The following is a 20,852-nucleotide window of genomic DNA, read 5'->3' on the forward strand; positions in this document are numbered from 1 at the left end:
TCGTACCCGCCGTCATCCTCACGATGGCGGCGGTGATGATCTTCAAGCGCAAGCGGTAGATGGCGACCCCGGAGGGACTCGAACCCCCGACCTCTGCTTTAGGAAAGCCTTGCTCTATCCGGCTGAGCTACGGGGCCACGCAGGCTGACCTAGCGGGTGACGGGGCGGCGGGGAAGCGTCTGCGGGCTCCGCCCTTTCCGATTTTCTGATCCGGCCGCGTTGGAGGCTGGAACACCACGGTTATCGATTGTGGTTAATCCGTCTTAAGATACAATATGTTGGGGTGAACAAACCCCGAATCGGGCCGTGTCGGTGATTCGGTCCTGATTCGTTTCGCCCCTGTTCCGCCGGATCGGGCGACGCCGTTTACGGTCGGGAATAATCATCGCGGCGCCGCTTGAGGAACCCGGCGGGAACCGCCACCTTTTCAGCATTATGAGTGATCGCGGCGCCGGACAGGCCCCTTCGCGCGTCGTCGCGGTTCTGGGCCCCACCAATACCGGAAAGACCCATCTGGCGGTCGAGCGGATGCTGGGTCACGCCTCGGGCATGATCGGCCTGCCGCTGCGGCTGCTGGCGCGCGAGATCTATGACCGGGTCGTCAAGCGGCGCGGGGCGTCGGCCGTCGCTTTGGTCACCGGCGAGGAGAAGATCGTCCCGCCGCGGGCCGTCTATTTCGTCTGCACCGTCGAGGCCATGCCGCTGGAGCGTCAGGTCGAGTTCCTGGCCGTGGACGAGATCCAGCTGGTCGCCGATCCCGAGCGCGGCCACGTCTTCACCCAGCGTCTGCTGCATGCGCGCGGCCGGTTCGAGACCATGTTCCTCGGCGCCGGGACCATGGCGCCGCTGATCCGGTCGCTGGTTCCCGATGTGGAGATCGTGTCGCGCGAACGGTTGTCGACGCTGAGCTATGCGGGCTCGAAGAAGCTGACCCGCCTGCCCCCCCGTACCGCGATCGTCGCCTTCTCGACGGAGCAGGTCTACGCCATCGCGGAATTGATCCGGCGCCAGCGCGGCGGGGCGGCGGTAGTGATGGGGTCGCTGAGCCCGCGCACTCGCAATGCCCAGGTCGAGCTGTTCCAGTCCGGCGAGGTCGACTTCCTTGTCGCCACCGACGCCATCGGTATGGGTCTGAACATGGAGGTCGACCATGTCGCCTTCGCCGGGCTGCGCAAGTTCGACGGGCGGCGGACGCGGTGGCTGCACGCCCACGAGATCGGCCAGATCGCAGGGCGGGCCGGGCGGCATTTGAGGGACGGCACCTTCGGCGTGACCGGCGAGGCGGTGGAGCTGGATCAGGATCTGGTCGAACAGGTGGTGGAGCACCGGTTCGAACCGGTCGAGGCGGCCGAGTGGCGCAACGCCCGGCTGGATTTTGATGCGCTGCCCGACCTGCTGCGTTCGCTGACGGTGACGCCGGGGGTACGCGGGCTGAACCTGACGCAGCCGGCGTTGGACGAGACCCTGCTGCGGCGGCTGATCAAGGACGAGGAGGTGGCCCGCGTCGGCCGGTCGCGCGGGGCGATCATGCGGCTGTGGGAGGCGTGCCAGCTGCCCGACTTCCAGAAGACGACGCTGGATGAGCACGGGCGGCTCTCGAAAGAGATTTTCCAGGCGCTGACCGGCAAGCGGGGGCGGCTGACCACCGACTGGATCGCGCCGCGCTTCGCCGAGCTGGACCGCGACGACGGACAGATCGACCAACTGTCGGCGCGGCTGAGCGGGGTGCGCACGCTGAGCTATATCGCCAACCGGCCCGACTGGCTGGATCAGGCGCAGGGCTGGCGCGACAAGACCAAGGCGCTGGAGGAGCGGCTGTCGGACGTGCTGCACGAGCGGCTGACCGCGCGGTTCGTCGACCGGCGCACCACCGCCCTGATGCGGGCCCTGAATGTCACCGAGGACGCAGTCGCCGAGGTCGAGGCCGACGGCGCGGTCATCGTCGAGGGCCATGCGGTCGGGCGACTGACCGGCGTGGAGTTCCAGATCGACAAGGGCTCCAGCGCACTCGAGGACCGGGCGCTGCGCCACGCGGCGCGGCAGGCGGTGACGCCGGAGATCGCGCGGCGGCTGGGTCGGCTGGCGGCCGACGAGGACGCGGCCTTCGCCGTGACGCCGGACGGCGCGGTGCTGTGGCGCGGTGTGGCGGCCGGGCAGGTGACGGGCGGCGACTGGTTCGCGCCGCGAGTCCGGCTGCTGGGCGAACTGGGGCCGGCGGCGGCGCGCGAGCGGGCGCAGCGGCGGCTCGAGGCCTGGCTGGCCGGCGAGGCCGGGCGGGCGCTGAAACCGCTGGCGCGGCTGAAGGCGGCGGTCGAGAGCGGGACGCTGAGGGGCCTGCCGCGCGGGATCGCCTTCCGCCTGATCGAGGCCGGCGGCGTCATTGAACGGCGCGCGGTCGAGCGCGATCTGGCGGCGCTGAGCCAGGTCGAGCGGCGCACGCTGAGAACCTTCGCCGTGCGGATGGGCGCCCATTCGGTCTGGCTGCCCGGCGTGTTGAAGCCGCGGGCGCGAGCCCTGGCCCAGGCCTTCGTCGCCCGGGAGCCGTTCCGCCCGGGCGCGACCGCCTTGACCGCCCTGCCCGAGCCGCCGCCGTCACCGCGCCTGCTGTCGGCGTTCGGCCTGCGCGCCGTGGGCAAGGTCGCGGCCGGGGTCGAAATGCTTGAGGCGCTCGCTGAACGGCAGGCCGCCGGCAAGGGGGTGCTGACCGAGGCCGATCTGGCGGCGCTGGGCGTTTTGCTCGATGAAGCCAAAGCCCTGACCGCGACGCTGAAGGCCTTGCGTGCACAAAAGCCCGACCGCGATGACCGGCCGAAGGCGGTGAAGGACTCGCCGTTCGCCGCCCTTTCGGCCCTGACCTCGCCGCCCGCCCCGGCCCGGGCGAAACGCAATCGCCCCCGCCGGACCCGCGCACCCGGATGAGCGAGACGGGCTGCCGCATCGATGTCTGGCTGTGGCGGGCGCGGTTCGCGAAGACCCGCACGCTGGCCGCCGTCATGGTCGAGCGCGGCGCGGTGCGGCTGACCCACCACGGCGTCCAGACCCGGCTCGACAAGGCTGCACGCCCCGTCCACGTCGGCGATGTGCTGGTGTTCGCCCTCGGCGGTCGGTTGATGGTGTTGACCGTCGCCGCGCTCGGCGAGCGGCGGGGTCCGGCAGAGGAGGCGCGGGCGCTCTACAGCCTTTCCGGGCCGGAGATCTGACGCTCGTGGGCGCTTCTGCGGCAAGCCCTCGGTTGACAGCACCCCTCGGCGGGGTCATTTGCGCTGCCCGCCCCTCCCGCCAGCCGATTGCGCCCCTGACCGCCCCATGACCTACATCGTCACCGACGCCTGCGTGAAATGTAAGTTCATGGACTGTGTCGAGGTCTGCCCGGTCGACTGCTTCTATGAGGGCGAGAATTTCCTCGTCATCGCGCCGGACGAATGCATCGACTGCGGCGTCTGTGAACCCGAATGCCCGGTGGACGCCATCAAGCCCGACACCGAGGACGAGCCGGACGGAAAATGGCTGATGGTCAACGCCGACTACGCCAAGGTCTGGCCGAACATCACGGTCAAGGGCACGCCCCCCGCCGACGCCGAGAAGTTTGAACGTGAGACGGGCAAATTCGAGAAATACTTCTCGGAGAAACCCGGCAAGGGTTCTTGAGCCGACACTTCGGCGCGCCTGCCCCCGTCCGGTCGGGATTTCCAGTCCCGCACGCGCTAACGCTGTGGACGTTTTGAATTTCTGCAATTTTGTGATAGGTTCCTGTCATTGGGTCGGGCGGTAAGCGATTTTCTCGCGCCGCCCGCGTTTGCGACAGAACTCCGCCCACGAAGGCGGAGTCGGCCAGAGGTTTGGTGATCCGTTTCCGCAGTTGAAGCCTGAAATTGCAGCGCCGCCGACGGGAAGCCGTCTTCGGAGAGCGCACAGGTGTCTTCGGTGTTTGCGTCTCGCCCTCCCTGCGCCGGGAAAGGAATGACATGACCATCAAGAGCGTTCTGGAATTCAAGGTTGGCGACGCGGTCGTCTATCCGGCGCATGGCGTCGGCAAGGTCGCGGCGGTTGAGGTCCAGGAAGTCGCCGGCATGTCGCTGGAAGTCTATGTGGTCACCTTCGACCACGAGAAGATGACCCTGCGCGTCCCCACCAAGAAGGCCAAGACGGCGGGCCTGCGTTCGCTGGCCGCCGACGATGTCGTGACCAAGGCGCTGACGACCCTCAAGGGCCGCGCCCGCATCAAGCGCACCATGTGGTCGCGCCGCGCGCAGGAATACGAAGCCAAGATCAACTCGGGCGACCTGATCTCGATCGCCGAGGTGGTCCGCGACCTTCACCGCGCCGACAGCCAGCCGGAACAGTCCTATTCGGAGCGTCAGCTCTATGAATCGGCCCTGGACCGCATGGCCCGCGAGGTCGCCGCCGCCAACCGCATCGACAAGGACGCCGCCGTCCAGCTGCTCTCCAAGTCGCTGAGCGCCAAGAAGGCCGTCATCGCCGCGGCCGAAGCCGCTGAAGAAGCTGCGGAAGAAGCCGAAGCGGCTTGATAGCCAGGCGCATCGCCGAACGAAAAGGAAGGCCCGGGATCGCTCCCGGGCCTTCCGCAATTCAGACCCCCGGGCCGGTCCCGGAGACGCGTTCAAGGTAGGCGATCAGGTCAGCGATTTCCGTCGGCTGGAGCTCGAAGGCCGGCATGGCGGGGTGGGCGGTGACCAGGCCCTCAGCGAAGGCTTCCTCAAGGTCCCGCACGGGATACAGCACGCCCATGGAGCGGAACGGCGGGGCGGCGCGCATGGGACTGTCGCCGGATCGCTCGACGGAGTGACATCCGGCGCATTTCTGCTGGACGAGCATCGCGCCGCGATCCGCGGAGCCCATGATGACGGGCTCGGTCCCGTTCTGCCGGACGGCCTCACCGGCGCAGCCGCCGAGCGTCAGGGCCGCCAGAGCGGCGATCAGTCGACCTGTCATGTCTTGACCCTCCGTGCGAGCGTCGCCGCAAGGACGAGCCGCGCCTGCCTGGACCGCAAATGCGTTCCGGGCGTTGTTCCATGACAAAGCGGGTCTGGTCCTGTTCCGGTAGGTGTCGGAATCGGAAACCTGTTGAACGAGAGCGACGCGATGACCCAGTTCCACCATATCCGCCTCGAACTCGCCCGCGAGCCCGGCCATCCCGACGGGGCGCCGGACGAGGGTTATGACATCGTCGCCCCGCTGGACGCCGACGGTCGACTGGACGGGGACGCCCAGCGCGCCCAACCGGACCGTGGCCACGTCCGACGCTTCTCCCGGAACGAGACCGTCAGCGCGGGACGGCTGCGCCACGGGCCAAGCGGGCGCTGGATGCTGGACATGGACCAGGGCGAAGGGGAAGACGCCATCGGCTTCCGCTTCGGCGACGAGCGCTTCGTCGCCGGGGAATATGTCAGCCTGTCGCTGCCCTCGGGCAAGCAGCACACCTATATCGTGGCGCGCGTCGTCGAGGTCTGATCCCTAGAAATACTCGGCGCCGGCCGGGCATTGGGCGGCCAGTCGGCGGGCGTTGATCGTCGCCGGGATATAGGGGCTCCAGACGCCGGCGGCGCGGATCGAGGCGCCGCCGCGGAAAGTGAATTGTTCCGGCTGATAGGTCCCGTTCAGCCGCACCCGCACGCGCCGGCCGCTGCGGCTGGTGCAATTGCCCTCGAAGCGGGCGTTGCCGTTTCCGACCACGCGCACCGGATAGGTGCACTGATAATGGCGTGTCGACAGGCCGCCGAAGAAGCGGTTGATTTCGCTGGGCCGGACGCATTTGGTCTCGGTGTCGCGCTGGCCGAGGGCGCTCGTCGTGTATTCCCAATAGCCGGCCAGAACGGGCGGAGGGTCCGATTGGGCCGGCGCCGCCGGACCTGCGAACGGCGCGGTGGCGGGCGCGGCCAGCAACAGGGCGCCGGCCAGGACGGGAACGAGGCGGATCAGGGCGGACGACTTCATGACACGGACCTTCGACGGCGGAGCTTCACCGCATGAATAGAAGCGATATATGGCGGGAATTGAACGGCGGCTGAACGGCCCTTGGTCCGCCTCAAGCCTTGACGGGGCGCGGTGACTTCCACTATACGGCCCCCTCTCGCGCGGGGACCCCATCCCTGCGCGCCTCTGTTTCATGCGTCCGCACTGTTTCGCGGCCCGCTCCTGCCCAAGGATAGTCAGATGTCGCGTCGCTGCGAACTCACCGGTATCGGCCCGATGGTCGGCCACAGCGTGAGCCACTCGAACGTCAAGACCAAGCGCCGCTTCCTGCCGTCGCTGAAGACGGTCAAGGTCGCCTCGGAAGCCTTGGGTCAGACCTTCAGCCTGCGTATCTCGAACGCCGCCCTGCGCACCCTCGACTACAAGGGCGGCCTGGACCCGTTCATCGTCAAGGCGAAGGACGAGCAGCTCTCGCTGGCTGCCCAGCGCATCAAGCGCCAGGTCAAGGCCAGGATCGCCGAGCAAGCCGCCGCCGCCTGATCGGGCGACGACATCAAGATCTGAAAAGGCCGGCGGAAACGCCGGCCTTTTTGTTTGCGCGGTTGGTCGTGTCGACCGGCTCTGGATCAAGGTTCGCGACCGACCCCGTGCGGACATTCGAACTGCCCCTCTAGCGTTCACATCGCCCAGACCCCAGCTCTCAAGGACGGTTCGGGAGTGGCGGCGATGACGACCAAGGCCCATTGGGAAAACGTCTATCAAACCAAGGCAGTGGACGAGGTAAGTTGGTACCGTCCCCACTTGGAGGTTTCATTGAGGCTCATCGAACACGCGACGCCGGACACCGGCAGCGCGGTCATTGACGTCGGTGGCGGGGAAGCGACTTTGGTCGATGATCTTGTTGAGGGCGGTTACAGCGACGTGACGGTGCTCGACATCTCCCCAGCGGCGATTGAGGTGGCGAAAGGCCGACTGGGTGCTTCTGCTGCCTCGGTGCACTGGATCACCGGCGATATCACGGCAGTGGAGTTGGAAGCCGCTCGTTACGATGTTTGGCATGACCGGGCCGTGTTCCACTTTCTGACGAGTGCAGATGACAGAGCCGCATACGTGCGTCAGGTCGCCCGCGCGGTTAAGCTTGGCGGTCATGTCATTGTCGCAACCTTCGGCCTGGAGGGGCCGGAGAAGTGCAGTGGACTGGATGTCGTTCGTTACGACGCCGAAAATCTGCACGGCGAGTTCGGGCCGAAGTTTCGTCTGTTGGATAGCGTCACAGAGCTGCACGAGACGCCTTGGGGGACGCCTCAAGAGTTCATGTATTGCTTCTGCCGGGTGGAGTGAGAGGGCGACATCCGCTCGGCGCGCGGCCTCCGTCGACAGTGCGATACGAGGCCGCCGACGATGATCGCCTGTGAGAACATCTCGACAAGGCCTGCGCGGCGCGCGACCAAGGTCCAGCGCAAGGCGTGGGTACTGTGAGGCTTTCGGGTTGCGCGGGCCGTCGCCGCCTTTAGGCTGAGTTTGTCGTCCCGGGGAGTCCGCCGTGTCCTTCAAAGCCTGCCGCGCCGTCCTGACGGGCGTATCGATGCTCGCCCTCGCCGCCTGCGCCGCGGGCCCCGGCGACATGGTCATGACCTCGGAGTCGCCGGCCTATGTCGAGCCCGAAGCATCCCCGGCGCCCCAGGCCGCGCCTGTCCGCGAATCGACCGCCTTCACCCTGGGCACCGATCAGCCCCGCACGCCCGAACAGCTGGCCATGCAGTTCGACAAAGCCGATCTGTCGATCAGGGTCATGCCCGAGACAAAGACCATCGACGCCGTCGCCGTGCTGGATTTCACCGCCACCGCGCCGCTGACAGCCGTGGTGGTCGAGCTGGACACCCTGCTGACCGTGTCGTCGGTGCAGGTCGACGGGCGGGAGCTGCCTGCGGACGGCTGGAGCAATCCCGAGGGGCGGATGACCATACCGCTGGCCGAGCCGCTGGCCACCGGCGGGACGGTGTCGGTGCGGATCGCCTATGCCGGCGCGCCGCGCGTGGCGCCGCATGCGCCGTGGGATGGCGGCTTCGTCTGGGCCACGACGGCGGACGGGACGCCGTGGATCGCCACCGCCGTCCAGCCCGAGGGCTGCGACATCTTCTGGCCCTGTATCGACCATCCGCTGGCCGAGCCGAAGCGGGTGGACCTGCACATCACCGTGCCGTCGAACCTGGCCGCCCCCTCGAACGGGCGGTTCATGGGCACGGTCGATCACGGCGACGGCTGGACCACCTGGAACTGGAGCGCGGCCAATCCCAACACCTATGCGATCGCCCTGAACATCGGGCCGTATGACGAGATGCGCAGCGACTATCAGAGCCGGTTCGGCAATGTGATCCCGATCTCCTACTGGCACCTGCGGTCCGACGATCCGACCAAGGTCGCGGCCCTGTTCGCCCAGTTCCCGCCGATGATGGATTTCTACGAGTCCACGGTCGGTCCCTATCCGTTCGGCGACGAGAAGATGGGGGTGGTCGAGACCCCCCATCTGGGCATGGAGCACCAGACCATCAACGCCTACGGCAACGCCTACAAGCTGGACGGCAAGGGCTATGACTGGCTGCTGCACCACGAGCTGGCCCACGAGTGGTTCGGCAACCAGATGACCAACCGCAACTCGGACGACATGTGGCTGCACGAGGGGCTGGGCAGCTATATGCAGCCGCTCTACCTGCGCTGGCTGCATGGCGAGCGCTATATGCAGGCCGAACTGCAGGAGCAGCGCCGCGACCTGATCAACCGGTTCGCGGTCGTCTCGGGGACTGACCGTGCCGAGGACGAGGTCTACAAGAGCGACGTCGGTCCGGGGCTGGACCTGTACAACAAGGGCTCGCTGATCGCCCATTCGCTGCGCATGCTGATCGGGGACGAGGCCTTCTTCAGCTCGGTGACGCGACTGGTCTACGGGTCCCCCGACCCCCGCCCCGGCGGGTTCGCCCCGCGCTACGGCACGACCGACGAATTCCTGGCCATCGTCAACGAGGAGTCAGAGCAGGACCTGACCTGGTTCTTCCGCGGCTACCTTTATCAGGCCGCCCTGCCCGACCTGCGCGTGACCCGTGAGGGAAGCCGTCTCGAGCTTGAGTGGGTCACCGGCGACGGCGCCGCCTTCCCCATGCCTGTGGAGGTCGAGATTGACGGCGACACCCTCTCCACCGTGCCCATGACCGGCGGCCGGGGCGTGCTCGCCGTGCGGGCGGATGCGCACGTGCTGATCGATCCGCAGAACAAGATCCTGCGCCGGGATGTCTTCCTCGAGGAGTGGAAGGCGGCGGGTTCGCCGGACTAGACCGCCTCGGCCGTCACCGACTGGCGCACCAGCTGGCACGAGCCCTGGGTGGTCAGGAAGGCGATGTCGGCGGCGTCACGGCCGCAGGCGATCCGCACCAGCCCCTCGACCGGCGCCAGGCCGGTCGGATCGACCAGCCACCAGCCGTTCGACAGCCAGACCTCGAAGATGGCGTGGAAGTCCGGTGGATTGAGCTGGTGGGCGAAGGCGCTGACGGCGCGGGCCGGAATGCCCGAGGCGCGGCACAGGGTGATGCCCATATGGGTGAAGTCGCGGCACACCCCCGCGCGGTCGATGAAGGTGCGCGCGGCCGTGGTCTCGCTGTCCGAGGCGCCCGGCTCATAGTCGATCTCGGCCTTGATCCAGTCGAGGATCTTGAGCACCCGATCGCCGCCGACCGTGCCGCCGAACGTACGTTCCGCGAACCTTCCGAACTGGTCCGAGGGGCAGTAGCGGCTGGGCCAGAGATAGGTCAGCACCTCGGCCGGAAGCTCGCCCCAGTCGTGCTGGATCGTGACCGGCGGCAGGCCCTTGAGCACGCCGTTGTCGACCACCGCCCGATAGGTCAGGGCCACCTCGCCCGACAGATGGGCCCGCAGGGTTCGGGCGCCGAACTCCTCGTCCTCGTTCTCGACGAAGTCGATGGCGGGGGTTGTGGTCAGGCTTTCCTCAAGAATGGTCTGGCCCGGCCAGTGGGCGACCTGAATCTTGTAGATGGCGTCCGTCGGCGGATCGAAGCGATAGACCAGTTCAGCGCTGACGCGGATTTTCATGAGGGCTCGACTGAAGCAGGACGGGCCTGTCGTCAACGGCGTGGGCTCGCCGCCGTTCCGCCGGCCGGACCGCCCGCTCGCCCTCAGGTCGTCGCGACCGCGGGTCGCGATCCCTCGCGGCCGGCCTTGGCTGATCATCCCCGGAAAACGCATGGACCTCTACGGCCTCGCCGGGGCGGGCCGGACAACCGCAGGCCTGGTCGCGCCAGACCTCTCCGATCACATAGAAGCCCCGGCTCGCGAGCGCGGCGACAAGGCCCGCACGATCGTAGGCGGCGAGGATTCGTTGTTTCTCCGCGCTGTTCATTCCCGAGCGACCTCCCCGCCGGAAACGACAGATCTCGACGCCCGTTCCTGTGTCGACATCCGCACATTGGAACCCCGCGCAGGAAGGCGCTCCGAACGGGCCGCCTAGGGCTCCAGCTCGATGTCCCAGTAGAGGTAGTCCATCCAGCTCTGGTGCAGATAGTGCGGCGGGAAGCGCCGGCCGAACTGTTGCAGCTGCCAGGCGCTGGGGCGGTGGGGGGCGCGGCGGATGGGCATGCCGGCCTGCTGCGGCGTGCGCCCACCCTTTCTGAGATTGCAGGGCGAGCAGGCGGCGACGATGTTTTCCCAGGTGGTGCGGCCGCCGCGCGAACGGGGGATCACATGGTCGAAGGTCAGTTCGGCGGTGGCGCTGCAATACTGGCAGGCGAAGCCGTCGCGCAGGAAGACGTTGAAGCGAGTGAAGGCGGGCTGGCGATCCTGATCGACATAGTTCTTCAGCGCGATGACGCTGGGCAGGACCATTTCCATGGAGGGGCTGCGAACCACCTTGTCGTAGGTCGAGACGACATCGACGCGGTCCTGATAGACCGCCTTGACCACTTCCTCCCACGGCCAGATCGACAGCGGATAGTAGGAGAGCGGGCGAAAGTCGGCGTTCAGCACCAGCGCGGGCCAGCCGGACGGGGGACGGCTCTGGACCTGCATCAGGCCCTCGCCGTTCGGGAGAGGATCATCGACGCGACCGGACTGAAGACACGTCTCCTTCCTTGGCTGTGGAGAAAGCCTAGCCGTGATTCGACGGCTTGGCGATGACTGCGAAACGACGGTTCCGTAACGCTCAGCTCCTCGGCGGGGTCCCCGGGAAGGCGGGCAGGCTCCAACCCCAGACCAGGGCCCCGGCGCGCAGGGCGAAGCCGCAGAGGGCGGCGATCAGGGCGGCAGGCCAGGCGTCGAGGCCCAGGGCGCGCGCTCCGACGAAGACGGTGGCGGCCAGCAGGGCGGCGGAGACGGTGATCTCACGCCGCAGGAGGATCGACGGCTGCCCCGCCAGCAGGTCGCGCACCACGCCGCCGAAACAAGCGGTCAGGGCCCCCATGACGATGCAGATCAGCGGCGCGACCTCAAAGGCCTCGGCCTTGGCCGCGCCCATGACGCCATAGGCGGCCAGGCCGATCGCATCGAGCCACAGCAGGGCCCGGAACCGCCACGCCCGGGCTCCGACCATCCAGACCGCGAGCGAGGCGAGCAGGCAGACGGCGATATAGCGCCAGTCCTGCACCCAGAAGACCGGCGCCCCGATCAGCAGGTCGCGCAGGGTCCCGCCGCCGACCCCGGTGATGGCCCCGAAGAAGGCGAAGGTGACCAGGTCATGCCGCTGCTGCGCCGCCGCCAGGGCGCCGGTTGCCGCGAACACGGCCACGCCGGCGAAGTCGAGCGCACCGAGGACGGTTTCGGGATCAGTCAGCGCGGGATCGACAATCGGTGTCACGATAGCGGGGTCTCCAGCACGACTTCGCCGCGCTTGACCGCTCCATACCATCCCCACAGCAGATGCGCCGCCACGCTGCGATGGGGCCGCCAAATTTCAGCGCGAGCCCAGGCCTGTTTCTCGGTCGGTCGCAAGGTCCCGCCGTCGGCCCAACGGATGGCCTCCTGCAGGGCGATGTCGCCGCCGGGAAAGACGTCCTGACGCCCCTCGCAAAACATCAGGAAGGTCTCGGCGGTCCATTTGCCGACGCCCTTGATGGCGACCAGCCGCGCGATCGCCTCCTCGTCCGACAACCCCTCCAGATGGTCGAAGTCGATCCGGCCTTCGGTGTGGGCGAAGGCGATCTCATGGCCGTATTTCGCCTTCTGTCCGGACAGGCCGAAGGTGCGCAGCCGCGTCGCGTCACACGCCAGTACGGCCTGCGGCGTGACCTCCCCGTCGAGACCCTCGACCACCCGCTTCCAGATCGCGGCGGCGGCCGCCACCGAGACCTGCTGGTCCACGATCATGCGGAACAGGCCTTCATAGCCGCCGGGCCGCGCCCGCCATTCAAAGACGGGCGTCCGGGCGTGAGCCTGGGCGAGCGCGGGGTCCAGAGCGATCAACGCCTCCCGTGCGGCGGCGATCTCGACGGGAGTGGGTGGAATGGGCATGCGGTCTCATCGACAGGGGCGGACGCCCGTTCTAGCTTTTCGGCATGATCACCCTGGACGAACTTCTGCATCCGATCACGCGCGACCAGTTCGACGCGGACTACAACGACCGAAAACCGCTGCACATTCCCGTCGGCGAGGGGGCGCCCAAGCGGGCCCTGCTCGACTGGGACGGGTTCAACGCCCTCCTGGACCAGAGTTCGATCTGGACGGCGCAAAGCCTGAAGCTGGTCTTCAACGGCCAGCCGATTCCGCCCGAGCAATACTGCGTCGAGACCCGGTCACAGTCGGGGCCGGTCGTGCACCCGTCGCCCGCCAAGGTTCAGACCCTGCTGGCGATGGGCGCCAGCGTCATCGCGGGCGACGTCCAGGACCTGACGCCCGAGCTACGCGCGCTGTCGCACAGGCTGGCCCGGGAGTTCGCGGGGCTGGTCGGCGCCAACATCTATTGCTCCTTCGGCGGGGTGCAGGCGTTCGACACCCATTTCGACCTGCACCATGTGTTCGCCGTCCAGCTCGAAGGCGAGAAAACCTGGCGGCTGTACGAGAACCGCGCCGAAACGCCGGTGAGCTACCCCCTCGAAGACCCCGAGCTTCGCCTGTGGTTCGCGGAAACGCGCGGGAAGCTGAAGACCGAGGTGCGGATGCGGCCGGGCGATGTCCTCTACCTGCCGCGCGGCTGGTATCACGACGCCATAACGACCGAAGGCGCGTCGCTGCATGTGACATTCTCGGTGACCCCGCTCTACGGGCGAATCCTGTTCCGGCTGCTCGAATCGGCGGCGATGCAGGATCCGGCGTTTCGGGAATGGCTCGCACCCGGAGACACCGACGGCGACCGGCTCGGCAAGCAGCTTGCGGATCTCGGCCGGCGGCTGGCCGATCTGTCCGCCCTCCCCGCCTTCCGGGACGAGGTGCTGATGGCCCAGGAACGCCTCATTCCTCGCTCGGCGCCCTATGCCTTGCCGGAACGCAGGGCACTGACCCTGTTTCGACCCACCGGCCTTACCCCGCCTCGCGTGGCAGGTCCGGCGCGCGTCGCGGTCGAATGGGCGCTGGGCCAGCCGCAATTCGCACTTGAAGATGTTATCGCCCAGTTCGACTTCGTCTCCGAGCCGGCGCTGAAAGAGGCCTTCGAGGCCGCCATCCGCCTCGGCGTCTTCAAGCCGCTATGAACGCACGCCGCATCGACAGCGGGCGGCGACCGTCATACTTGTTCGGCCATGCACAGCCTGGACGACCTTCTGTATCCCATCTCGCCGGCGGACTTCAGCGCTGAGTACGTGGGTCGCAAGCCGCTGCACATCCCGGCTGGGGGCGACGACCGGAAGGCGGCGATCCTCACCTGGGCCGACTTCAACCGTCTGCTGGGTCAGGGCTCGCTGTGGAGCGCGGCACATCTGCGGCTGATGCGGAACTATGTGGCCGTCCCGCCGGACCAATATTGCCACCCGGTCGCGACGCCGCATGGCGAGGTCATGCGGCCCTGGCCGCAGAAGGTCGAGGTGTTCCTGTCTGCCGGCGCCAGCCTGATCGCCAATGACGTCCTGACCATCCACGAACCGCTGATGCAGATCGGCGAGACCTTGGGGCGGACGTTCGGGGCCAGCATCGGGGCCAACATCTACTGCTCCTTCCAGGGCATTCAGGCCTTCGGCACCCATTTCGACAACCACGACGTGGTCGTCATCCAAACAGACGGCGCCAAGGTCTGGAACCTGTACGAAAACCGCGCCGACAATCCGATCGAGAACTTCCCTGACGACACCGCCACCCGACGGTGGTTCGAACAGAGTCGTGGGGCCCTGATGCAGCAGGTGACGATGCAGGCCGGCGACGTCCTCTATCTCCCGCGCGGCTGGTACCATGACGCCCTGGCGACTGATGGCCCCTCGCTGCATGTGACCTTCGCGATCACGCCCCTGCACGGACGCACCCTGTTGGCCCTGCTGAACATCGAGGCGATGAAGGACCCGGCCTATCGCGCCTTCGCGCCGCCGGCGCACGAAGACGGTGGCGCGGCCCTGGCGGCCCACCTTGCGACCTATGGTCAGATCCTCGCGCGTATCGCCGCCTCCCCGGCGTTCGGCGAGGAGGTCGCCAGGTCCCAGACCCGGATGACGCCCCGACCCCCATCCTTCACCTTGCCGGAGCGCAAGCCGGTGACCCTGTACCGGACCACGGGCAAGGCTTTCCCCGCCTGCTCGACCACCGTGCGCGAGACCTACGACTGGGCCATCGCGGAGCGCCAGTTCGCCCTCGAGGACATGGTCGCCCATTTCCAGTCGTTGTCGGAGGGTGATGTTCGCGCGGGCGTCGCCGCGGCCGAAGCCGCCGGGGCGGTGCAGCGACTGTAAGCCGGCGACGCATCGACAGGGTGCGGAGGCCGCCTTAAACCTCAACCCATGTGCACGCTCGAAGAGATCCTGCATCCCGTCACCCCGGCGCAGTTCCGCGCGGACTACGAGGGCTGCCAGCCGCTGCATATTCCGGCCGCGGAAGGATCGGACAAGCGCGCGCTTCTGACCTGGGACGCGTTCAACGGCCTGCTCAACCAGAGCAACGTCTGGGACTCGGAGCACCTCAAACTGATGCGCCACGACGACGCCGTTCCGCCAGAACAGTATTGTCGGCGGACGCGGACGCCGGAAGGCCTGATCTGGCGACCGGCGCCGGCCAAGGTCGGGGTCTGTCGGCCGGCGCCAGCATCCTGGCCAATGGCTGACGGCGGAGTCCTGCTTGAGACGCGGCTGTCGGAATTGGCCACGCGGCTGGCCGGGATCGTCGCCTCGCCCGCCTTCCGTGACGAGGTCTTCACCCTGCCCGTGCGCAAGCCCGCCACCCTGTACCGCGTCACCGGCCGGGCCTTCCCCGACATGGGATCGATGGCGCGCCGGGCCTACGGCTGGATGATCGAGGAGCGACAGTTCGCGGTCGAGGACCTTATCGCGGATATGGATTCCCTGTCGGAGACTGATATCCGCAGCGCCCTGGCGGGGGCCGAACAGGCCGGCGCCGTCCAGCGGGTCTGAGAGCGGTCGTGGCGTACGTCACCCGTTTCGCCCCGTCGCCGACCGGTCGGCTGCATCGCGGCCACGCCTTTTCCGCCCTGGCCGCCTGGCGCGCCGCGCGCGAGGTCGGCGGACGCTTCCTGTTGCGCATCGAGGACATTGATCCGACCCGCTGCAAGCCGGAGTTCGAGGAGACCATCCTGGAAGATCTGACATGGCTGGGGCTGGACTGGGACGGACCGGTGCGGCGTCAGTCCGAACACCTGGCCGACTACGCGACCGTGATTGACGCGCTGAATGGACAGGGTCTGCTCTATCGCTGCTTCCGCACTCGCAAGGACATCCTCGACCGCATCGGCGACGCGCCGCATGGGCCGGTCGAGGCGGCGCGGCCCGGCTCCCATCCGGCGGACGAGGAGGCTGCGCTGCTGGCGGAGGGGCGAGCGTTCGCCTGGCGGCTGTCGCTGGAGCGCGCGCGGGAGGCACTCGGCGAGGCGCGGTGGGACGCACTGGCCTTCGTCGAGGAGGGGCTCGGCCCGGAGGGCGAGCGCGGCCTGATCAGGGCCCGGCCGGAGACGGCGGGCGACGTGGTGCTGGCCCGCAAGGACGCGGGCGCGGCCTATCATGTGGCGGTCACCCACGACGACGCCCTGCAGCAGGTGACCCATGTCATCCGCGGCGAGGACCTGTTCGAGGCGACCCATGTGCAGGTGCTGATCCAGACGCTGATGGGCTGGCCGATCCCCGTTTATCGCCACCACCGGCTGCTGCTCGGGGCGGACGGGCGGCGGTACGCCAAGCGGGACCGGTCGGTGACACTGGCGGAGCTGCGGGCCGGGGGCGTGACGCCGGAGGCGTTGAGGGCGGAGCTGGGGTTCTAGGGCGCGAGACGTCCTTTCGCTTTGGAGGCGGGGAAGAGGACGTCGGCGTCGGGAGCGTCCGCCGCGGCCCCGGGACCGCCGACAGACCGCAGGATGTGCCGGATGATGTTGAGGCGGGCGGTCTTCTTGTCGTCGGTGGCCACCACCGTCCAGGGCGCATGGTTGTGGTCGGTCTCGTCCAGCATCCGGTCGCGCGCCTTGCTGTAGTCCTCCCACCGGGCCTGGGCCTCGGCGTCCAGCGGCGAGACCTTGAACCGTTTGAGCGGATCCTCGATCCGCTCGGCCAGACGGCGCGCCTGTTCGGCCTTGGAGATGTCGAGCCAGAGCTTGATCAGGACGATCCCGTCGTCGGACAGGATGCGCTCGAACGCGGGCGCGTCCACGAGGAACTGGACATGCTGCTCCGGCTTGCAAAAGCCCATCACCGGCTCGACCCCGGCGCGATTGTACCAGGAACGGTTGAACAGCACCGTCTCTCCGTCGGCCGGCAGGTGCGGGACGTAGCGCTGGAAATACCACTGGCTGGTCTCGCGCTCGGTCGGCTTGGGCAGGGCGACGATCCGGGTCTGGCGCGGCGAGGCGTATTCGGTGATGCGTTTGATGGCCCCGTCCTTGCCGGCGGAATCGCGGCCCTCGAACACGATGACCGTCTTGCGACCCTGGTCGATGGTCCAGTGCTGGGTCTCGACCAGCAGGATCTGCAAACGCTCCAGCTCGGCGTCATACTTGTCTGATGTCTTGCCCATGGATCGACGATGCGCCCGGCCCGCCGCCGGGGCAATGGCGCAGGGGCGGCAGCGGCCCCGCCGCCGGGGCGGGGAGACCCGCTGGCGGAGGTCACCGCCGCCGCGTAAGGCTGTTCCGGTATGAAGCGTGATTTCGCCGATTTCTGGAACCTGCTGTGGGAGCTGGCGCTCGGCGTCTGCGCGGCGTTCGCCATGCTGAACCTGTTCGCCCCGCAGCAGGACCTGCCGTGGAAACCGCTGGACCTCAGCCACCCGATCGGCACGGCGACGGCGGCCAAGGTGGCCGATTTCGTCCTGCCTGCGACCGCCGCCCCGGAAGAGACCGCCGCCGTCACCGAGGCCTGTATGCAGGTGCTGCGCGAGGCCGGGGTGCAGGTGGAGCGGGCGCCGGACCGGGACGACGGCGGCTTCTGCGTCGTGCGGGGAGCCATCCGCATCACCGGCGGCGCGACGACGCGCCTGCCGGGCGATCCGGTCATGCAGTGCCCGCTGGCGGTACGGTACGTCATCTGGGAGCGCCAGGTGCTGCAGCCCGCGGCCCAGCAGACCTTCGGCAGCCGGGTCGCCAGCCTGAACGATGTCGGCACCTACAGCTGTCGCCGCATCTATGGCCAGACCGACCTGACCGCCCGGCCCAGCGAGCATGCGCGGGCCAATGCGCTGGATATCGGCGGGGTGACGCTGGCGGACGGGCGGCGCGTCTCGGTGCTGACGGACTGGCCGGGAGACGGCCCGCGCGGGCCGGAGGGGCGGCGCTTCCTGACCCGGATCCGCGAGGGCGCCTGCCGGGTGTTCTCGACCGTGCTGGGCCCGGGCTACAATGAGGCGCACGCCAATCACCTGCATCTGGACGGCGCGCCCCGGCCGCTCTGCACCTGATTTCGGAAACCATGTTCGCCCGGCGCGCGAAACGGTTTGCGGTTGACCGTCCCGAAATTGCGCGAGAGAAAGTCGGCGCAGTCCGGATTTCGCGCGGCCTCCACACCCGTGCCTGCTCCTTCGCCTGAACGAGCCGTCCAGCAAGACTGACGGGCGCCCTTCGAGGGGCGTCTGCCTGGAAAGCGCGTTTAGGAGACGCAATATGGCGACCGGCACGGTCAAGTGGTTCAACCCGACGAAGGGTTTCGGCTTCATCCAGCCCGATGGCGGCGGTCAGGACGTTTTCGTCCACATCACCGCGGTTCAGAAGGCGGGCCTGCAAGGCCTGGATGAAAACGCCAAGGTCGAATACGAGCTGGAATCCCAGCGCGGCAAGACCTCGGCGATCGACTTGAAAGTCCTCTAGGTTCGGACACCGACCTTCTACAAGACGGGCGCGGCGGCTTCGGCTTCCGCGTCCTTTTTTGTTTGGGCCGCGGTCGTCGGCCCTTCGGGACCTCCCGACCCGACGCGGCCCGATGAAAGTTGCGCCAGCACGATCGCCGCCAGCACCACGACCCCGCCCAGCGCCTGCACGGGGGTCAGGGTCTCGGCGAAGATCAGCCAGCCGAGCAGGGCGGCGACGACGGGCTGGATCAGGACGGTGACCGCGGTCAGGGCCGCGGGCAGCCGGCCCAGCGACCAGGCGACCCCGCCCTGTCCCACGACGTGCATCAGGCCGAGGCCCGCGCAGGCGGCCCAGCCGCCCCATGAGCCGGGCAGGACCTGCTCGCCCAGCACGAAGGCCGCAATCAGCAGGCCGGGCGCGGCGATGGCGGTCGACCACAGCATCACCCGCCCCGCCGAATACCGCCCGCGCGCCGCCTTCACGGCGATGAAATAGCCCGCGTACCAAAGGGCGGTGATGGCGGCGAAGGCGTCGCCCAGCGGCGGATTGGTCCCCTGCCCCCCGTCGGCCCCCAGCGACATGGCCACCGCTCCGGTGATGGCGGCGGCGAGGGCGACGAGGAACAGGGCCCGGGGCCGGTCGCGGAACAGCCACCAGCCGACGAGGGTCACCACCACCGGCGTCAGATTGGTCAGGGTGGTGGCGTTGGCGACCGAGGTCAGGGCGATGCTGTAGTGCCAGAAGGCCAGGTCGAGCACGAGCATCCCGCCGGCCAGCGCCATCCAGCCGGACGGCCGTCCGATCCCCTCCCCGCCGGGCCGCGCGGTCATGATCAGCAGCAAAGGCAGGGCGAAGGCGAAGCGCCAGAACCCCGCCGCCGCCGGCCCGGCGTCCGAGAGGCGCACGAGGATGGGCGCGAAGCCCAGCACCATGGCGGCGAGGATCAGCACGATCAGGGCGGCGGTGCGGGTGGCGGGCATGGGGCGGTTTAGCGCCGAGCCGGTGTGGGCGGAAGTCGGGGAGAGAAGGGCGTGTTGGGTCGGCCCACGCAAATTCGCAAAACCCGCCCAAGTCGAGACATTCGCCCCTCATGCCCCCGCCTCCGGAACGGCGGCGAACTCGTCGTATTCGGGCGGGAGGGGGCGGCCCAGGGCGAGGTCGCGGGCCAGGTTCAGGGCGCGTTCGCGCAGGAAGCGGCGGGCCATCCGCTGGCCGGCCTCGCTGCGGGCCTCCTGTTCGGCGGGGTCGAGTTCGACCCATTCGAACAGGGCGTCGAGACGGGCGATCTCGGACGCCGCCCGGGCCAGCCGCAGGGCCGTCAGGCCGTGGCCGCCCCGGACCGCCTCGGCGGCCCCGGCGAGGGCGCGGCGGGCCAGGTCGCCGGGCCGGATCTGGATCGGCGCGGTCCAGGCGGCGACGATGTCGTCCTCGGTCAGGGGCGGCTCGGCCTCGCCGGGCTGTTTCTGCGCCGGCGGCTCCGGCGCCCCGGGCCAGGGCGTGGCGCGGGCGGCGAAGGCGCGCTTGGTCCAGCCCTCGCGCGCGGCCCGCTTGCGCAACGCCCCCTCGGAGACCCCGAACCGGCCGGCGACCGTGCGCGCCGACAGGCCCGACAGATAGGCGCCGCGGATCAGGCTCCAGCAGTCGGGGCTGACGGTGACGTAGCGGGCAGCGGGCGGTTGGTGTGTTTGCATGATGTGGCAGTCCCCCTTCCGTTCGTGCGCGGATCATGGGGGCTGGATGCGTCAGGATTGGTCGTACCCGGGGGCGGGTCGGGCGAAATTCGGGAGCGGGAGGGGTGGGACGTCGAGCGTCAGAGTCCCGCCCCCTCTCCCATTGGGAGAGGGCTTGAGCGCACGAGCGCGAAGCGGTCGTTCTTGCGCGAAAGGGTGAGGGTTCGCCGTCCGGGGGCGGCTTCGCCGCTCCACCAGCCGACCCTCATCCGCCCCTCCGGGGCACCTTCTCCCAATGGGAGAAGGATCAGCACGTGCGGTCGTCCGTGCGTTGAGAGCAGGTTTCGCATCCAGCCATTGTCCGCCGACTTGCGTGTCGGATCATTTATGGTACATTGCTATCCGCAAGCCTTGGCGTTGGCCGAGGCTACGGAAGGGCGTTGTGTCCGCCATGCAGGGTTGTATAACTATGCACGGTGGAGCTGCACATGCACAGGGTCCTCTTCTATCAGACCGTTGCGGGTCGAGACGTAATCAGGGAGTGGCTGCGTTCTTTTGACAGGCAGGATCGCGCGATCCTCGGTCACGACCTCAAGCGGATCCAGATCGGCTTTCCGATAGGCCTCCCGCTGTGCCGCTCACTCGGCGGCGGACTGTGGGAGGTTCGATCGAGCCTTAGCGGGAACCGTGAGGTGCGGATGATCTTCTTCCACGATCTGGAGGCCAAGGCCTTGGTCGTGGTGCAAGGCTTCCTCAAGAAGTCACAGAAGACTCCGAAGACCGACCTCGACCTCGCGTATCGGCGAATGAAGGAGTGCAGACCCTAGGAGGGC

The 20,852-nt window shown here is 68.3% G+C and carries 24 protein-coding genes and 1 tRNA gene; 15 read left to right on the plus strand and 10 right to left on the minus strand.

Annotation, left to right across the window (positions count from 1 at the left end):
- Positions 1 to 60 precede the first annotated feature (60 nt).
- A tRNA-Arg gene (locus ACTIEW_RS06305) sits at positions 61 to 137 on the minus strand.
- 298 nt (positions 138 to 435) lie between these two features.
- On the opposite strand from ACTIEW_RS06305, the gene ACTIEW_RS06310 reads away from it, so the two are divergent.
- From ACTIEW_RS06310 to ACTIEW_RS06325, 4 genes are all read left to right on the plus strand, one after another.
- Complete coding sequence (locus ACTIEW_RS06310; protein ID WP_439477055.1) at positions 436 to 2,919, plus strand: helicase-related protein; 2,484 nt, start codon at positions 436 to 438, stop codon at positions 2,917 to 2,919.
- Positions 2,916 to 3,200: an RNA-binding S4 domain-containing protein gene (locus ACTIEW_RS06315; RefSeq protein ID WP_439477056.1), complete on the plus strand. Its 285-nt coding sequence runs from the start codon at positions 2,916 to 2,918 to the stop codon at positions 3,198 to 3,200. Before ACTIEW_RS06310 ends, ACTIEW_RS06315 begins: the two co-directional genes overlap by 4 nt.
- A 106-nt stretch (positions 3,201 to 3,306) precedes the next feature.
- Entirely contained in the window at positions 3,307 to 3,648 is a 342-nt protein-coding gene (gene fdxA / locus ACTIEW_RS06320; protein WP_284221922.1) for a ferredoxin FdxA, read from the plus strand.
- A gap of 317 nt (positions 3,649 to 3,965) precedes the next feature.
- Positions 3,966 to 4,529, plus strand: a complete 564-nt coding sequence (locus ACTIEW_RS06325; RefSeq protein WP_439477057.1) for a CarD family transcriptional regulator — start codon at positions 3,966 to 3,968, stop codon at positions 4,527 to 4,529.
- Between the two features lie 61 nt (positions 4,530 to 4,590).
- Here the strand turns inward: ACTIEW_RS06325 and ACTIEW_RS06330 are convergent, their stop codons facing one another.
- Complete coding sequence (locus tag ACTIEW_RS06330) at positions 4,591 to 4,953, minus strand: c-type cytochrome (RefSeq protein WP_439477058.1); 363 nt, start codon at positions 4,951 to 4,953, stop codon at positions 4,591 to 4,593.
- Positions 4,954 to 5,085: 132 nt separating this feature from the next.
- On the opposite strand from ACTIEW_RS06330, the gene ACTIEW_RS06335 reads away from it, so the two are divergent.
- Positions 5,086 to 5,472: a hypothetical protein gene (locus ACTIEW_RS06335; protein ID WP_439477059.1), complete on the plus strand. Its 387-nt coding sequence runs from the start codon at positions 5,086 to 5,088 to the stop codon at positions 5,470 to 5,472.
- Between the two features lie 3 nt (positions 5,473 to 5,475).
- Here ACTIEW_RS06335 and ACTIEW_RS06340 read toward each other — a convergent pair whose 3' ends face one another.
- Complete coding sequence (locus ACTIEW_RS06340) at positions 5,476 to 5,955, minus strand: DUF3617 domain-containing protein (RefSeq protein ID WP_439477060.1); 480 nt, start codon at positions 5,953 to 5,955, stop codon at positions 5,476 to 5,478.
- Between the two features lie 219 nt (positions 5,956 to 6,174).
- Here ACTIEW_RS06340 and rpmB point away from each other — a divergent pair, with 219 nt between their 5' ends.
- From rpmB to ACTIEW_RS06355, 3 genes are all read left to right on the plus strand, one after another.
- Positions 6,175 to 6,474, plus strand: coding sequence for a 50S ribosomal protein L28 (gene rpmB / locus ACTIEW_RS06345; protein ID WP_439477061.1), 300 nt, complete (start codon positions 6,175 to 6,177; stop codon positions 6,472 to 6,474).
- A 186-nt stretch (positions 6,475 to 6,660) separates the two neighbouring features.
- A complete protein-coding gene (locus tag ACTIEW_RS06350; RefSeq protein ID WP_439477062.1) occupies positions 6,661 to 7,275 on the plus strand; it encodes a class I SAM-dependent methyltransferase in 615 nt (204 codons plus the stop codon).
- 202 nt (positions 7,276 to 7,477) lie between these two features.
- Positions 7,478 to 9,262, plus strand: coding sequence for a M1 family metallopeptidase (locus tag ACTIEW_RS06355; RefSeq protein WP_439477063.1), 1,785 nt, complete (start codon positions 7,478 to 7,480; stop codon positions 9,260 to 9,262).
- On the opposite strand, the gene ACTIEW_RS06360 is transcribed toward ACTIEW_RS06355, so the two are convergent.
- The 4 genes from ACTIEW_RS06360 to ACTIEW_RS06375 all read right to left on the minus strand — a co-directional run bounded on the left by ACTIEW_RS06360 (position 9,259) and on the right by ACTIEW_RS06375 (position 12,444).
- Positions 9,259 to 10,035 carry a transglutaminase-like domain-containing protein gene (locus tag ACTIEW_RS06360; RefSeq protein WP_439477064.1) on the minus strand — a complete coding sequence of 259 codons (777 nt, stop codon included), beginning with the start codon at positions 10,033 to 10,035 and terminating at the stop codon, positions 9,259 to 9,261. The two genes, ACTIEW_RS06355 and ACTIEW_RS06360, sit on opposite strands and share 4 nt — an antisense overlap.
- A 411-nt stretch (positions 10,036 to 10,446) precedes the next feature.
- Positions 10,447 to 11,007, minus strand: a complete 561-nt coding sequence (locus ACTIEW_RS06365) for an HNH endonuclease (RefSeq protein WP_439477065.1) — start codon at positions 11,005 to 11,007, stop codon at positions 10,447 to 10,449.
- 133 nt (positions 11,008 to 11,140) lie between these two features.
- Entirely contained in the window at positions 11,141 to 11,791 is a 651-nt protein-coding gene (locus tag ACTIEW_RS06370) for a trimeric intracellular cation channel family protein (RefSeq protein WP_439477066.1), read from the minus strand.
- Positions 11,788 to 12,444, minus strand: a complete 657-nt coding sequence (locus ACTIEW_RS06375) for a DNA-3-methyladenine glycosylase family protein (protein ID WP_439477067.1) — start codon at positions 12,442 to 12,444, stop codon at positions 11,788 to 11,790. Before ACTIEW_RS06375 ends, ACTIEW_RS06370 begins: the two co-directional genes overlap by 4 nt.
- A gap of 44 nt (positions 12,445 to 12,488) precedes the next feature.
- Between ACTIEW_RS06375 and ACTIEW_RS06380 the strand changes: the two genes are divergently transcribed.
- The 4 genes from ACTIEW_RS06380 to gluQRS are packed head-to-tail and all read left to right on the plus strand — an operon-like array spanning position 12,489 to position 16,336.
- On the plus strand, positions 12,489 to 13,619 hold the full coding sequence (locus ACTIEW_RS06380; RefSeq protein WP_439477068.1) for a JmjC domain-containing protein: 1,131 nt from the start codon (positions 12,489 to 12,491) through the stop codon (positions 13,617 to 13,619).
- A gap of 48 nt (positions 13,620 to 13,667) precedes the next feature.
- Complete coding sequence (locus ACTIEW_RS06385; protein WP_439477069.1) at positions 13,668 to 14,801, plus strand: JmjC domain-containing protein; 1,134 nt, start codon at positions 13,668 to 13,670, stop codon at positions 14,799 to 14,801.
- 48 nt (positions 14,802 to 14,849) lie between these two features.
- Entirely contained in the window at positions 14,850 to 15,476 is a 627-nt protein-coding gene (locus ACTIEW_RS06390) for a hypothetical protein (RefSeq protein WP_439477070.1), read from the plus strand.
- A gap of 8 nt (positions 15,477 to 15,484) precedes the next feature.
- The gene (gluQRS, locus tag ACTIEW_RS06395; RefSeq protein WP_439477071.1) at positions 15,485 to 16,336 is read left to right on the plus strand and encodes a tRNA glutamyl-Q(34) synthetase GluQRS; all 852 of its coding nucleotides are present in this window, start codon (positions 15,485 to 15,487) and stop codon (positions 16,334 to 16,336) included.
- On the opposite strand, the gene ppk2 is transcribed toward gluQRS, so the two are convergent.
- The gene (gene ppk2, locus ACTIEW_RS06400) at positions 16,333 to 17,082 is read right to left on the minus strand and encodes a polyphosphate kinase 2 (protein ID WP_439477072.1); all 750 of its coding nucleotides are present in this window, start codon (positions 17,080 to 17,082) and stop codon (positions 16,333 to 16,335) included. The two genes, gluQRS and ppk2, sit on opposite strands and share 4 nt — an antisense overlap.
- Before the next feature lie 120 nt (positions 17,083 to 17,202).
- Here ppk2 and ACTIEW_RS06405 point away from each other — a divergent pair, with 120 nt between their 5' ends.
- Together ACTIEW_RS06405 and ACTIEW_RS06410 are read left to right on the plus strand one after the other, a co-directional pair.
- Positions 17,203 to 17,961: an extensin-like domain-containing protein gene (locus tag ACTIEW_RS06405; RefSeq protein ID WP_439477073.1), complete on the plus strand. Its 759-nt coding sequence runs from the start codon at positions 17,203 to 17,205 to the stop codon at positions 17,959 to 17,961.
- Positions 17,962 to 18,163: 202 nt separating this feature from the next.
- Positions 18,164 to 18,367, plus strand: coding sequence for a cold-shock protein (locus tag ACTIEW_RS06410; RefSeq protein WP_292062711.1), 204 nt, complete (start codon positions 18,164 to 18,166; stop codon positions 18,365 to 18,367).
- Between the two features lie 17 nt (positions 18,368 to 18,384).
- Here ACTIEW_RS06410 and ACTIEW_RS06415 read toward each other — a convergent pair whose 3' ends face one another.
- Together ACTIEW_RS06415 and ACTIEW_RS06420 are read right to left on the minus strand one after the other, a co-directional pair.
- Positions 18,385 to 19,329 (minus strand): DMT family transporter, encoded by a 945-nt coding sequence (locus ACTIEW_RS06415; RefSeq protein WP_439477074.1) that lies wholly within the window; start codon positions 19,327 to 19,329, stop codon positions 18,385 to 18,387.
- A 108-nt stretch (positions 19,330 to 19,437) separates the two neighbouring features.
- Positions 19,438 to 20,040: a hypothetical protein gene (locus ACTIEW_RS06420; RefSeq protein ID WP_439477075.1), complete on the minus strand. Its 603-nt coding sequence runs from the start codon at positions 20,038 to 20,040 to the stop codon at positions 19,438 to 19,440.
- Positions 20,041 to 20,507: 467 nt separating this feature from the next.
- Between ACTIEW_RS06420 and ACTIEW_RS06425 the strand changes: the two genes are divergently transcribed.
- Positions 20,508 to 20,846 carry a type II toxin-antitoxin system RelE/ParE family toxin gene (locus tag ACTIEW_RS06425; RefSeq protein WP_439477076.1) on the plus strand — a complete coding sequence of 113 codons (339 nt, stop codon included), beginning with the start codon at positions 20,508 to 20,510 and terminating at the stop codon, positions 20,844 to 20,846.
- The last annotated feature ends 6 nt before the right edge of the window (positions 20,847 to 20,852 follow it).

This window comes from Brevundimonas sp. (genome assembly GCF_051860745.1).
Lineage (GTDB): Bacteria > Pseudomonadota > Alphaproteobacteria > Caulobacterales > Caulobacteraceae > Brevundimonas.